This window comes from Sinanaerobacter sp. ZZT-01 (assembly GCF_035621135.1).
Classification (GTDB): Bacteria; Bacillota; Clostridia; order Peptostreptococcales; family Anaerovoracaceae; genus IOR16.
In genome coordinates this window covers 1,631,678-1,646,468 of the sequence record NZ_CP141728.1, presented here as the reverse complement: position 1 = coordinate 1,646,468, position 14,791 = coordinate 1,631,678, and the positions used below count along the sequence as shown (strand labels likewise).

The window sequence follows — 14,791 nt, the reverse complement described above, 5'->3', positions numbered from 1 at the left end:
TTGCTTACTTTTTCTGATTTACCAGTACCACTGTTTTTTCCAAAGCCTCTGTCGCATTCATATTTACGGAGTCGCTGCATTCACGAAGCTTCCATTCAACGATTCGATCAGTTGCCTGCTTTCCAACTGTGATCCGCACAGGAATTCCCAACAAATCAGCATCCTTAAATTTTACGCCTGGACGTTCTTTTCGGTCATCCAAAAGAACTTCCACGCCAGCTCTTTGAAGCTCTTGATATAGTTCCTCTGCAAGGCTGATCTGCTCTTCATTATTAGTGTTTACAATCGTGACTACCACATGGTAAGGTGCAACCGGCATCGGCCAAATGATACCATTTTCATCATGATGCTGCTCGACGATGGCAGCCAAAGTTCGAGAGACTCCTACACCATAGCAACCCATAACCATGATGTGATCTTTCATATTTTCATCTTTATAATAAGCGTTCATCGCTTCGCTGTATTTCGTTCCAAGCTTAAACACCTGTCCGACTTCAATCCCTCTTGTGATTTTAACCGGAGCTCCACATACCGGGCAAGGCTCACCTTCTTTTAACAGCTTCAAGTCCGTTACGATGTCACCTTTATAATCTCTTCCATAATTGACATTTATTAGATGATGATCTGCTTTACATGCACCGGCACATAAATTTTTTGCTTCAACCAATTCTGTATCAACTACAATCTTGCAATCATGCAAGCCAATTGGTCCTGTAAATCCTCCAACGCATCCAGTTTCTTTATGCATTTGTTCCTCATCAGCAAATTCAATCTCATGCTCTGCAATTTTTAAAATATTGATCAGCTTCGTCATGTTTAATTCCCGATCTCCACGGACAAACGCTGCTACATACTTGTAGTCCTGATTATAGACTTGAAATAGAAGTGCTTTGATCGTTTTAGTAACCGGAATTTTTAAAAAATCGACGACTTCAGCTATGCTTTTCGTTCCTGGAGTCATTACCTCTTCTAATGGCAATTCCGCTTCCTGCGGTGCCTTTTCATCGACACAAGGAGCACGTTCTATCGTTGCTGCCATCTGACATGCTTCACAATAAGCAATTTCACTTTCTCCGACTTCAGATAATGCGCAGAATTCATGTGAATTACTGCCGCCCATAGCTCCAGTATCTGCCTCCACTGCACGGAAAGTTAATCCACAGCGTGTAAAGATCTTCGTATATGCATCGTACATATCGTCATAGCTCTTATCCAGCCCTTCCCAATCTCGGTCAAAGGAATAGGAATCCTTCATAATAAATTCCCGGCTTCTCATCAGTCCGAATCTCGGTCTTTTTTCATCTCTGTATTTTGTTTGTATTTGATAAAGATTGAGTGGGAGCTGTCTATAGGAACTGATTTCACTCCGCACAATATCCGTAAAAATTTCTTCATGAGTAGGGCCTAGGCAAAACTGTCTTTCATTCCGATCTTTGAGGCGAAACATTTCCGGTCCAAATGCCGCCCATCTGCCTGATTCTTCCCACAATTCGGCGGGCTGGATTGCAGACATCAAGATTTCCTGCGCCCCCTTCTTGTCCATTTCTTCCCGAACAATCTGTTCAATTTTTCGCAGAGAGCGATAACCCAAAGGCATAAATCCATATACGCCCGAAACCAATTTCCGAATCATACCAGCCCGAAGCAGTAAAATATGGCTTGGTATCTCTGCTTCTGAGGGTACTTCTCTCAACGTTCTTAAGTACATTTTTGAAAGTCTCATACAAGAATTCTCCTTCTATATTTCTATTTTTCATTTCGTCACCCTCCTTTGTGAAAGGATGGTATCATTTTTCATTGGTAAAGTGTGACAGAAGCTTGTGCTGCAATGCCTTCTTCACGACCGCAAAATCCCAATTGCTCCGTTGTCGTACCCTTTATATTAATGCAATTTAATTTCATTTGCAATGTTACGGCTATTTTTTGTCTTATTTCTTGTATATATGGTGCAATTTTTGGTTTTTGCGCAATGACAGACGCATCTATATTCCCAATAGTATAGCCTTCTTCTTTTAAAATGTGATCCACCTGTTTTAACAGTTCTAAGCTGGAAATACCGCAATATGCGGGATCACTATCCGGAAAGTGTGTGCCAATATCACCAAATCCACCTGCACCCAGCAAAGCATCCATAATCGCATGCAACAATACATCCGCATCGGAATGTCCTAAAAGACCCTTTTCAAAAGGAATTTCAACTCCTCCTAAAATGAGTTTTCTTTGCTCAACCAATCGATGGACATCAAATCCCGTCCCAACTCGAATTATATTTTGTTTACATTCCTCTTTCAAAAGAAATCCACCTTCCCTGCCTTTTTTTACAATTGCTTCTCCAAAAAGTAAATCTTCTTCTGTTGTAATTTTAATATTATCGTAATCACCTTCTACGAGGTATACTTTTTTTCCAATTCTTTCTACCAATACCGTATCGTCTGTTCCATAAAAATGGTCTAAAGAAGCTTTTTCATGCGCCTCTTTCAACACTGAAACATGAAATCCCTGCGGTGTCTGAACATGATAAAGGCAACTCCGGTCCGGTGTTTTCGTAAAAACTCCATCTTCACTCATTTTAATGGTATCTTTTACAGTGACTGCTGCCGCTGCTGCAACGCCGTGCGACAAAGCCTCTACGGTTCTCGTTATCACATCCCGTGATACAAATGCTCTCGCCCCGTCGTGAACCAAAACAAATTCGTTATCCGGCTCTAAAGCTTTTATTCCATTAAAAACAGAATCCTGCCTTGTTTCGCCACCTGCAACGATTGCTTTTATTTTTTTTAATCCGTATTCGTCTATCATCTGTGATAAGGTCTGTTGTTCTTCTCTTCTTGCCACAATGTAAATTTCATCGATAAAAGAATGCTCTGAAAAAACACCAACGGCTCTTACCACTACAGGCAGGCCGCTGATTTTTCGAAATTGTTTTGATTGCCCACAGCCCATTCTCGTTCCAGAACCGGCTGCAGCAATAATGACTGCTACTTTTTTATTCTTATACATAATGCTTTCCTATGCTTTACTTCTTATCGTTTCGGCTTAGCAAAAATCATACGTCCGGCAGATGTTTGCAATACGCTAGTTACAGCAACATCAATCGTCTTGCCGATGTAGCGCTTCCCTTCTTCTACAACAATCATCGTTCCATCATCTAAGTAAGCAACTGCCTGATTATTTTCTTTTCCTTCTTTTACGAGGAAGAGCTGCATGTCCTCACCCGGAAGTACAACAGGCTTTAAAGTATTTGCCAATTCATTGATATTAAGTACTTCAACCCCTTTAATCATGGCTACTTTATTTAAGTTGAAATCGTTTGTGACAACCTTTCCATTCATAATTTGCGCAAGCTTCAACAGTTTTACATCAACTTCAGGAATTTCGTCTAAAGCTTTTTCGGAATTTGTATTATAAATATCAATACCGTAATCATTTTGAATTCGATTTAGTATATCCAAACCTCTTCGTCCACGATTCCTCTTTAGGCTGTCCGAAGAATCTGCAATATGGCGCAGCTCAACTAACACAAATTCAGGTATTACAATTGTTCCCTCAATAAAGCCAGTCTTCATAATATCTGCAATACGCCCATCGATGATTACGCTGGTATCTAAAATCTTTGGGGTAGCATCATTTCCTTTGTTCTTGCTTTTCGTCTGCTTTTTTGAAACACTCATCCATTGGTAGGCAGGAACATCCTTGCTTTTCTTTTGCGCAACACTCATTCCCAAATATCCCAGGAATAAATAAGTAATTACCGATAAAATCGTACTAATATACGCAACACTTAAAATCGTGATGGAATACAATATCTGACTAATAAAAAATGCGAGAATCAACCCAATAATTAATCCAATAATTCCTGCAACCATATCATTCGTTGGAACCTTTGACAAATCAGATTCAATCCCCTTTGCCACTTTAACCCCATGCCTACGAACCAATGGTGCTAATTTAAAAAATATAATTCCAGACAGAAGAATAAAAGCTCCTGCCATAATAAGCTCTTCCGACTGCCGCATTCCTAAAACTGAACTTATATTACTTACCTTAACTAATAAAGCAATACCATATCCAAATAATAGTCCACATAGTGTAAATACTATTCTAAAAATTTTTGTGAACACGCGTTCACCCCCCCTTGTTTTATTTTGTAGTCTCTATTCTCAAACTGCTGCATCTACTATTGCTGTCGCTGCATCTCGGTCTATTTCTTTCACCAATATAATCTCACTTACTAAAATCTGATTTGCATTGATAAGCATCTTCTTTTCCCCTGTTGAAAGCTTCTTATCCCTTTCGCAACGAGTAAGATCCCGAACGACTTCTGCGACTTCTTCAATTTCCCCTGTTTTCAACTTTTCCATATTCTCGCGATATCTACGATTCCAATTCGTCGACATAACGGATGATTTACTATTCAGTATCTCAAAGACACAGGATAATTTTTCCTCTGACACCACAGCTCTTACCCCAATTTCATCGGTAGCATCTACAGGAATCATAATCTTTATATCACTGCAAGAGAGCTTTAATATATAATACCTCCTAGATTCTCCCAAAATCTTCTTTTCTTCAATCGTTTCAATAACACCCGCTCCGTGCATTGGATATACAATTTTTTCACCAATTGTAAACATAATAAACGCCTCCAGTCTATTTATAGTATAAATGACAGAAGCATGTCATGTCAAGAAAACAATTTTTCATTTTATCATAATGGTATTTATGTGTCAACACAAATATTTTATTAAAAAATCACTTAATTTTCACAAAGAAAACGTATTCTTAAAGAAATGCACATGCGACTATGTTATAATCGAATCAGAAAAAGCAATAAATAAAAATAACTAATGATTTAAACGTGAAATAGATTTTAAAAAAAGGAGAGGGGATATTGTTATGGCGCTAATTTTAATTGTTGATGATGAACAAAAAATTCGTGAAGTTATCCGTGAATATGCTGAATTTAATGGCTATGAAGTGAAAGAAGCTGCCGACGGCATGGAAGCCGTTGCGCTTACCAAACAATATGATTTTGATCTTATCGTAATGGATATTATGATGCCTAAACTAGACGGTTTTTCAACCTGCAAGGAAATAAAAAAAACGATGGACATTCCAGTTATTATGCTTTCTGCACGGGGCGAAGAGTACGACAAACTATTTGGATTTGAGCTCGGTATTGATGATTACGTAGTAAAGCCCTTCAGCCCAAAAGAGTTGATGGCACGGATCAATGTAGCGCTGACACGAAGAAGACAGCAGAGCGCGCAAAATAATGAGGTCCTCACTTTTGATGGCTTGGAAATCAACATTCTTGCACGTAACGTCACAATTGACGGAGAAAAAATAGAATTGACACCAAAGGAATATGACCTCTTATTTTATCTCGCTCAAAATAAAAACATTGCGTTATCAAGAGATAAGCTTTTACGTGATATCTGGGGATACGATTTCTTCGGAGACGACCGCACCATCGATACACACATTAAAAATTTAAGAAACAACTTAGGTAAATATCGTGATCACATTGTTACATTACGAGGGGTAGGCTATAAATTTGAAATTTAATTTAAGTTCTTATAAAACCATTGATACAAAAAGCCTTCAATTTAAATTATGGATGTATTTCGGCTTGTTTGCAGCCTTTGTCTTGGTTATTTTGTGGTTCTTGCAGATATTTTTTTTACAAACTTATTATCAGGATATGAAAGCTCGCCAGATTTTAAAAATTGCTGCCACAATTTCTAAGGATTATGCTTCCTCTGACTCTTCTACATTTACGAACATGATTGAAGAAATTACACAAATTTCGTATAAAAATGATATGTATGTGTACATGGAGTTCCCGGAAGGAATCATTCTTACGTCATACGGTAACTATCCTCCAGCCCGGGCTTCTTATAAACCATCACAGGATATTAATTTAATTAAGCATCAGGTGAAACAGAGTCCGACACACACGGTTTCTTTTACCACAGCCAGTCCTTCCGGTAAAAAGGATACTATGATATATGGCAGCTTAATCAAAAACAATACAAATAAAACCACTTTTCTTTGTATCTTTGCACCACTTTCTCCGGTTGAAGCAACGGTAGATATCTTAGCCAATCAACTGGTCTATGTTACTATAATTTCGCTGACTCTGGCTTTTTTCTTGTCCTTATTGCTTTCACGCCGTATTACGCGCTCAATCATTCATATGAAAAATTCTGCGGCACAGCTTGCTAAGGGAAATTATGATGTCACTTTTGACGGTGGTCATTATTCAGAAATGGTTGCACTTGCAGATACGCTAACGTATACCTCTCAAGAGTTAGCAAAAACGAGTAATCTGCAAAAAGATCTGATTGCAAATGTATCTCATGATCTGCGTACCCCCCTTACAATGGTAAAGTCTTACGCTGAAATGATTCGCGATTTATCCGGTGAAAATCCCGAAAAACGGAATGCTCATTTACAAGTAATCATCGATGAAGCCGATCGTTTAAATCTTCTAGTCAGCGATCTTTTAACCATTTCGAAAATGCAATCCGGCGTAGATGCTTTACAAATTCACGACTTTGATCTAAAAAAGGTGGTCACAAGTTTGCTGCAAACATATCTCATTCTAGAAGAGCAGGAAGGGTTCCAATTTGAATTTGACTGCGAACAAGATTCGGACAACTACATGGTGTCCGGAGATGAAACCCGCTTAACGCAGGTGGTTTCAAATCTTTTGAACAATGCAATCCGCTACGGAGGGGAATCAAAGCACATCCGTGTCTCACTTAAAAATGAGAATAATTGGATTCATTTAAGTGTCACTGACTTCGGTCAGGGTATCTCACCCGATGAACTAGAGCAGATCTGGGATCGATATTACAAAGCGAGCAGCCATCAAGTTCGTGCTCTTTCGGGCGGTTCCGGTCTCGGCTTATCTATCGTAAAGGAAATTCTTTTGCTGCATGAGGCACGATTCGGCGTGGAGAGCGAAAAAGGAAAAGGCAGTACCTTCTGGTTTGAATTAAAAGCAAGTGACTGTAATAAAAAGAATTAATATGTTATTCGTTGTATACTAGAAATTGCAAGGTTTGCAAAGTTTATGTGCGATCAAAATTCTTTGATCGCGCATAAACACTGCGAAAGGCTGAGATAATCTGCTTTTTATTTTATCTATATGTTTTCTGAATGGCTTCCTTTAAATTAGTAACGCCTACCAAGGTCATTCCTTTCGGTATTTCAATGATCTTTTCCGCATTCTTTTTTGGCAGCAATATCTTTTCAAATCCCATTCGAGCAGCTTCTCTTACAATTTTTTCTGCATTCTGAACGGAACGTAAATCTCCAGTTAATCCGATTTCTCCCATTGCAATCATTTTTGCAGAACCGGGCAATCCTTTTAATGTAGAGTAGATTGCTAATGCAACAGCCAAATCGGTAGAAGTACCCTCTGGCTTTAGCCCTCCTACCACATTCACGTATACGTCTTGATTTACAAGTGACACGCCCGCTTTTCGTTCAAGAACTGCTAAAATCATATTCAATCTTGATAGTTCCACTCCCAATGCAGTTCGCCTTGCAAATCCAATGTTAGTAGGCGAGGTCAAGGACTGTACTTCTAGCAGCAATGGACGTGTTCCCTCATACACGGCAGTCGCCATAGCCCCCTCGGTTCCATCCTCTAGACCTTCTAAAAAGCTTTTTGATAGATTCTCAATTTCAAGTAACCCTTGCTCTCCCATTTCGAAAGCACCAATCTCACTGGTTGTTCCAAAACGATTTTTATAGGCTCTTAAAATTCGTAATTCTTGATTCCTTTCTCCTGTAAAATGTAACACACAATCCACAAGATGCTCTACAATTTTAGGTCCTGCCAAATCTCCGCTTTTGGTTACATGTGCCACAATAAAAACAGGAATCTGTCCATTCTTTCCAATTCGCATCAGCATGTTTCCACAGATTCGCACTTGAGATACGCTTCCCGGTGCCGAATCCAAATCTTCAGAATACATAGTTTGGATCGAATCAATAATAAGAAATGCTGGTTTTATCTCTTCCTCGACTTTAGAAATAACATCCATGTTTGTTTCTGCAAGTAAAAATAAGTTTTTCATGTCTCCTTCACAAACACGATCTGCTCTCATTTTTATCTGTTCTTCTGATTCTTCTCCACTCACATATAATACTTTCCCATATTTTTCAGCTATTTTCGCTGCTGCTTGTATAATCATTGTTGATTTGCCAATGCCCGGTTCTCCGGAAATTAAAGTAAGTGAGCCTTTCACCATGCCGCCTCCCAGCACCCGATTCAATTCCGCAATGCCGGTATCCATACGTGTATAATCTCCGGAATGAACCTGATTGATTGGCGTCGCTTTCGGGCAAATGCCGCTCTTCCCACGTCTCCTTTTATCATCACTCTGCACCTCTACTAACTTTTCTTCAACCATCGTGTTCCACGCACCGCAAATACATTGTCCCATCCATTTTGCACTTTCATATCCGCATTCCTGACATACAAACACTGTCTTTGACTTCTTTGCCATATTAACTCCTTTAACCCGCCCTCTTAAACATAAAGCGAATTGCATCCTAGCTTCTATATAAATAATTTTTTGTCTGAGCAAATTATAAACTTTTCATTTATACTTCGTCAATCATTCATCCAACAAAAATACCGCGGTTAATTGGAGGCCCGCGGTATTTTTGTCATACAGTATGTCAGGGTTATTCACCACTCTGCTTTGCTTCATCAATAATCTTCTGGCTTAAATGCATCGGCACTTCTTCATACCGTTCAAAGCACATGCGAAAGCTCGCTCTTGCCTGCGTCATGGAACGTAAAGTGATTGCATATGTAAGCATTTCTGCCATCGGAACTTCAGCCATAAGTTTTTGCTCATCAGATAAAGGTTCCATACCTAGAATCTTCCCTCTGCGCTTATTCAAGTCGCCCATAACATCGCCCATAAATTCATCCGGAACCAATATCTCAACATGCATAATCGGCTCTAACAGGATAGGCTTTGCTTCTGCAATCCCTTTTTTAAACGCTAATGAGGCCGCAATTTTAAATGCCATTTCATTTGAATCTACATCATGGTAAGAGCCATCATATAAAACCGCTTTCACATTTACAACCGGATATCCGGCAAGTGGCCCCTTGCTCATGCATTCTCGCAATCCCTTTTCAACCGCAGGAACATAAGATTTTGGAACAGAACCTCCAAATAGTTCTTCACTGAATTCGAATTCTTCTGTAGAAGGAGAAAAACGAATGTGTACATCTCCGTATTGACCAGCACCGCCTGATTGTTTTTTGTGCTTGCCTTGTACATCAGAATTTCCTTTAATCGTCTCTCTATAAGGAATTTTTTGACTTTCAATCTCTATATCAACACCAAATTTTTCTTTCAGTTTCGCAATAATAATACCAATTTGAATTTCTCCCTGTCCGCCAACTAGCATTTGATGCGTTTCAGGATTTCGAATGACCTCAAAAGAAGGATCTTCTTCCATCAGCTTGTTTAAGCCGGTTCCAATCTTTTCTTCGTCCCCCTTTGCTTTCGGTACAATTGCCATCTGTAAAGAAGGCTCTGGGAAAAAGATTTCAGGAAAACGAATTGGAGCTGCCTTATCACAAAGCGTGTCGCCGGTTTTTGCATATTGTAACTTAGCAATAGCCGCAATATCTCCCGCCTCTGCTGCTGAAGCATCAAATTGTGCCTTCCCTCTCATAAAAAATAATTTTCCGATTTTTTCATTCTTCTCTGTATGCATGTTATAGTATTCACTTCCCGCCTTAATAGAGCCGGAAATTACTTTTATCATAGATATTTTTCCTACAAACGGATCAACCAATGTCTTAAAAATAAAAGCAGATGAGGGTTCATCAGAAGAGCAGGCACGCACCTCTGTCTCATCATTTTCATTTAATCCTGCATATTCTTTGTGATCCTTCGGCGTAGGAAAATAATCACAAATCATTTCTAAGAGCGCCTTGATTCCTACCACCTTAGTTGCCGAGCAGACCATCACCGGCGCTAAGGTTCCGGCATTGATTCCCGCCCGTAAGCCCTTTAAAATCTCTTCATCCGTAAATTCAACTCCTTCAAAGAATTTATTTAAAAGTTCTTCATCAGACTCTGCAACTGACTCAATCAGCATTTGACGGTATTCCTCCATCATCTCTTCTTTGTCCTGCGGCACCTCAATGCTTTCAGATCCTTTCCCCGTAAACTTATATGCCTTGCGGTCAACAACGTTTACATAGCCTTTTAGCTCTTCTCCTTCCATAATCGGGAGCATAAAAGGCGTCACAATTTTTCCGAATTTTTCTCTTAAACTAGATAGGGTGCTTTCAAAATCTACGTTTTCTTTATCCATTTTATTTATAAGGAAGAATGCAGGCATGTCACTATGTACCGCTTTCCATGCTTTTACAGTTCCGACTTGAATACCAGCCGACGCATCAACCACCACAATCGCACTCTCCACTGCGCGAAGTGCCGATTTCACTTCACCGATAAAGTCAAAATACCCCGGAGTATCCACAAAATTAATCATAGTATCATTATATTCCGCAGAAACAACGGTCGCATTAATAGAGTAGCCTTTTTCCATTTCCATCTTATCGTAATCGGATACGGTATTCTTTTCTTCTACCCTACCCATTCTGGATATGACTCCGGTATCAAACAAAAGAGCTTCGAGCAGCGTAGTCTTCCCACAGCCTCCGTGCCCGATCAGGGCAACATTTCTGATCGCATCACTTGTATATCCTTTCATCTCAGCATCCTCCTATACTTTTTTATTTTCTTCTTTGGCATTGCGCCTTGAATTTATTATAGCATTCGAGATATAAAATAGCAAAATAAAAATCAAAATAGTTTGCCTTTTCAGAATAGTTTGTCCAGGAATTTTCTATAAAAATTCAAGTAAATAAAAAAAAATTAAAAGAAAATCTGCTTTTGAAATAATAAAAACAGGTTTTCTTTAAATTCTATAGAATATCATATATTATATATATGTGAGTTTTCTACATTTAGGAACTAACAACTACATCCTATCACTACAACTTATCTTAATAATAATAATCTATTTACGGCAAGAAAAAATGTTAAATTCACACTTAAAAAAATAAATCATAATATTTCTATGCTTATATTAAAACAATTTATTGCAGAAAGCTATTATGAGGAATTAGTCATTCTCAGTAAGATATATAACAGGACCGCCTATTTTATAGGCGGTCCTGCTTACAAGTTTATATCATCTCATTAAAATTCTGCATTTTTAGGAGTTCTAGGGAAAGGGATGACATCACGAATATTACTCATTCCTGTAATATACATAATGATTCGTTCAAATCCCAATCCATAGCCGGCATGTTTAACGCCGCCATATTTTCTTAAATCTAAATACCAGCTGTAATCTTCTTCGTGAAGCTGTAATTCATTGATTCGTTTCAGCAGATAATCAAGACGTTCTTCTCTTTGGCTTCCGCCGATTATTTCTCCTACTCCAGGTACTAATAAATCCATTGCAGCGACCGTTTTGTCATCCTCATTCATACGCATATAAAATGCTTTTATTTCCTTTGGATAATCCGTTACAAATATTGGTTTCTTAAAGATCTGCTCCGTCAAATACCGTTCATGCTCTGTTTGTAAATCAATGCCCCAGGAAACTGGATATTGAAATTCTTGCCCTGCTTTCAAAAGCAAATCAACCGCTTCTGTATAAGTCACTCTGGCAAAGTCGGAATTTACAATATGATGCAGACGCTCTAAAAGCCCCTTGTCCATGAATTGGTTAAAAAATTCCATTTCTTCTGGCGCATGTTCTAATACATATCGAATAATATGCTTAATCATAGCCTCTGCCAAATCCATGTTGTCTCCCAAGTCAGCAAAAGCGACTTCCGGTTCAATCATCCAAAATTCTGATGCGTGTCTTGCCGTATTTGAATTCTCAGCACGGAAGGTCGGACCAAAGGTATATACATTTCGAAATGCCATAGCAAAAGTCTCTGCTTCCAGCTGACCACTTACCGTTAAATTTGTTTCTTTTCCAAAAAAATCTTCTGAATAATCTATATCTCCATCTTTTTTCTTAGGCAGGCTATCCATATCTAAGGTTGTTACTCGAAACATTTCGCCTGCGCCTTCGCAATCACTACCTGTGATAATCGGTGTATGCACATAAACAAAATGATTCTCTTGAAAAAATTGATGAATGGCATAAGCGACTAAGGAACGAACACGAAATACAGCCGAAAAGGTGTTACTTCTAGGGCGTAAATGCGCGATCTCTCTTAGAAACTCTAAGCTATGCCGTTTTTTCTGCAACGGATAATCCGGTGCAGAGTCTGCTTCTATTACAATTTTTCTTGCTTTAATCTCAAAAGGCTGCTTTGCCTCTGGAGTTAAAACCAGCTTCCCTTCCACATAGATAGCCGCTGCAATCGGTGCTTTAGAAATCTCTTCAAAGTTATCAATAAACTCTGCCTCATAGACTACCTGCACAGATTTAAAAAAGCTTCCGTCATTTAATTCTACAAATCCAAATTTATTGGAACTGCGGTTCGTTCTTAACCATCCACGAACCACAACATCTTGTTCTTCATAAGATTGGGTATTTCGAAACAATTCTCGCAGCTTGATATCTTTCATCTTACATTACACTCCTTTTTGTTTATAGTGGTTTCATGGTCGGGAAGAGGATAATATCTCGAATAGATGGTGAATTCGTCATCAAGATAATCATTCGATCAATACCGATACCTAAACCTCCGGTTGGAGGCAATCCTACTTCCAATGCATTGACAAAGTCTTCATCCATTGGATGTGCTTCATCGTCTCCGCCTTCTAGCTGTGCCTGCTGATCCTTAAATCTTTGATACTGATCAATAGGGTCATTTAACTCAGAAAATGCATTGGCAACTTCCCATGTATTAATGTAAGCTTCGAATCGTCTCGTAATTCTAGGGTCTTTCGGGTCTCTTTTCGCAAGCGGAGAAATTTCAACCGGATGACCTGTGATAAATACCGGCCCATCTAGATATTCTTCACAATTCTCTTCAAAAAGCTCTGCAATAATTGTGCCTCTTGTCATCGTCTTCGCATCTTCCGGAGCGATACCGTGAGCAATTGCTGCTTTTCTTGCTTCCTCATCAGTCTGAATCTCGTCAAAATCTACGCCTACCCATTTCTTAACCGCTTGAGCCATATCCAATCGCTGCCATGGCGGCTGTAAGTCAAATTTCTTTCCCTGATATTCAATTACGGTCGTACCGTAAAGTACCTTCGCTACATTAGCAAACACATTTTCGGTGATATCCATCATATCATCCATGTCACCATATGCCTGGTATAATTCCATCGAAGTGAATTCTGGATTGTGATTCCGGTCCATACCTTCATTTCGGAACATTTTTCCCATCTCATAGACACGATCCAAGCCCCCTACAATTAATCTTTTTAAATAGAGCTCATTTGAAATACGCATTTTCATATCAATGTCTAATGTATTGTGGTGAGTCGAAAAAGGTCTTGCATTTGCTCCGCCGGCAATGGTCGTCAAAATCGGAGTATCCACTTCCAAAAACCCACGATCTTCTTCTAAGAATCTCTTTACCTCGTGGATGATTTTAGAACGTAGGATAAAAGTTTCACGCACGTCCGGATTCACGATCAAGTCCACATATCTTTGACGGTAACGCATGTCCTGATCTTTCAGTCCATGCCATTTGTCAGGAAGCGGCTGCAATGACTTAGATAATAAAGCCAGTTCTTTTACCTTGATCGATATTTCTCCATGCCTAGTCTTAAAGACTTCGCCTTTTATTCCTATAATATCACCCAAATCATATGTCAAAAATACTTCATATTCTTCCGGTGTGATGGCATCCTGTCTCACATAACACTGAATGCGGCCCTGTTTATCCTGAATGTCCACAAAGGAAGCTTTTCCCATTTGCCGTTTTGCCATGATTCGGCCGGCCATAACAACAAATTTTCCTTCCATTTGTTCAAAATTGTCTTTGATGTCTTTACTGTGATGGTCAACGTCCCATTTTTCAACTAAAAATGGGTTTCTTCCCATTTCCTGCAATTTTGCTAACTTTTCACGACGAATTTGAACCTGCTCGTTGTGCTCCTGCTCCTCTGTTTGAGGAACCACTGTGTTTGTGTTCATTTCTTCACTCATAATGCCCTCTTTCCCGGATATTATAAAATATCCCTTATCTATTGTATCTTAATTATTTTGTAATTTCTAAAACCTCATAGTGAATCAGCCCAATTTCCGCCTGCACTTCAACAATATCGCCGACTGCCTTCCCAAGTAAGGCTTTTCCAACTTTAGATTCATTTGAGATTCTTCCTTCAAAAGGATCCGCTTCTGTGGAGCCAACAATGCTATATTGCATGATCTCCCCTTCATCTAAATCCTTTACCTTTACTTTCAAACCTAAATTGACATGTTCTCCTGTCAACTCAGAATCATTAATAATTTTACCCTTTCGGATCATATTTTCTAATTTTAATATTTTTTCTTCTAATTCAGCCTGTTCATTCTTCGCAGCATCATACTCAGAGTTTTCAGATATATCACCATAGGAAATGGCTTCCTTAATACGCTCTGCGACTTCAGCTCTTCTTACGGTAACCAATTCTTCATGCTCTGCTACAATTTTATCATAGCCTTCTTTGGTTAATAAGATTTCATCTGCCATAGCATGTTCTCCTTTTCTACTCTTATAATTTTCGCATATTTACTAATTCTATGCTTTTTTATTTTCCTTATGATA

The 14,791-nt window shown here is 38.9% G+C and carries 11 protein-coding genes; 2 read left to right on the top strand and 9 right to left on the bottom strand.

The annotated features are described in order from the left end of the window. Positions 1-4 precede the first annotated feature (4 nt). The 4 genes from U5921_RS07810 to U5921_RS07795 all read right to left on the bottom strand — a co-directional run bounded on the left by U5921_RS07810 (position 5) and on the right by U5921_RS07795 (position 4,634). Positions 5-1,723 carry a proline--tRNA ligase gene (locus tag U5921_RS07810; protein WP_324825912.1) on the bottom strand — a complete coding sequence of 573 codons (1,719 nt, stop codon included), beginning with the start codon at positions 1,721-1,723 and terminating at the stop codon, positions 5-7. Between the two features lie 71 nt (positions 1,724-1,794). Beyond that, positions 1,795-3,000, bottom strand: a complete 1,206-nt coding sequence (gene ispD, locus U5921_RS07805) for a 2-C-methyl-D-erythritol 4-phosphate cytidylyltransferase (RefSeq protein WP_324825911.1) — start codon at positions 2,998-3,000, stop codon at positions 1,795-1,797. A gap of 23 nt (positions 3,001-3,023) precedes the next feature. Further along, a complete protein-coding gene (locus tag U5921_RS07800; protein WP_324825910.1) occupies positions 3,024-4,121 on the bottom strand; it encodes a PIN/TRAM domain-containing protein in 1,098 nt (365 codons plus the stop codon). A gap of 39 nt (positions 4,122-4,160) precedes the next feature. Further along, the gene (locus U5921_RS07795) at positions 4,161-4,634 is read right to left on the bottom strand and encodes a CarD family transcriptional regulator (RefSeq protein ID WP_324825909.1); all 474 of its coding nucleotides are present in this window, start codon (positions 4,632-4,634) and stop codon (positions 4,161-4,163) included. A 262-nt stretch (positions 4,635-4,896) separates the two neighbouring features. On the opposite strand from U5921_RS07795, the gene U5921_RS07790 reads away from it, so the two are divergent. Both U5921_RS07790 and U5921_RS07785 read left to right on the top strand, forming a co-directional pair. Beyond that, positions 4,897-5,568 (top strand): response regulator transcription factor, encoded by a 672-nt coding sequence (locus U5921_RS07790; protein WP_324825908.1) that lies wholly within the window; start codon positions 4,897-4,899, stop codon positions 5,566-5,568. After that, positions 5,558-7,036 carry a sensor histidine kinase gene (locus tag U5921_RS07785; RefSeq protein ID WP_324825907.1) on the top strand — a complete coding sequence of 493 codons (1,479 nt, stop codon included), beginning with the start codon at positions 5,558-5,560 and terminating at the stop codon, positions 7,034-7,036. The genes U5921_RS07790 and U5921_RS07785 overlap by 11 nt, the downstream gene beginning before the upstream one ends. A gap of 112 nt (positions 7,037-7,148) precedes the next feature. On the opposite strand, the gene radA is transcribed toward U5921_RS07785, so the two are convergent. The 5 genes from radA to greA all read right to left on the bottom strand — a co-directional run bounded on the left by radA (position 7,149) and on the right by greA (position 14,716). Continuing rightward, on the bottom strand, positions 7,149-8,525 hold the full coding sequence (gene radA, locus U5921_RS07780) for a DNA repair protein RadA (RefSeq protein ID WP_324825906.1): 1,377 nt from the start codon (positions 8,523-8,525) through the stop codon (positions 7,149-7,151). A gap of 181 nt (positions 8,526-8,706) precedes the next feature. After that, a complete protein-coding gene (fusA, locus tag U5921_RS07775) occupies positions 8,707-10,767 on the bottom strand; it encodes an elongation factor G (RefSeq protein WP_324825905.1) in 2,061 nt (686 codons plus the stop codon). Between the two features lie 491 nt (positions 10,768-11,258). Beyond that, positions 11,259-12,653 carry an asparagine--tRNA ligase gene (gene asnS / locus U5921_RS07770; protein ID WP_324825904.1) on the bottom strand — a complete coding sequence of 465 codons (1,395 nt, stop codon included), beginning with the start codon at positions 12,651-12,653 and terminating at the stop codon, positions 11,259-11,261. Between the two features lie 22 nt (positions 12,654-12,675). Then, positions 12,676-14,190, bottom strand: coding sequence for a lysine--tRNA ligase (lysS, locus tag U5921_RS07765; protein WP_324825903.1), 1,515 nt, complete (start codon positions 14,188-14,190; stop codon positions 12,676-12,678). A gap of 52 nt (positions 14,191-14,242) precedes the next feature. Continuing rightward, positions 14,243-14,716, bottom strand: coding sequence for a transcription elongation factor GreA (gene greA, locus U5921_RS07760; protein ID WP_324825902.1), 474 nt, complete (start codon positions 14,714-14,716; stop codon positions 14,243-14,245). Between the last annotated feature and the right edge of the window lie 75 nt (positions 14,717-14,791).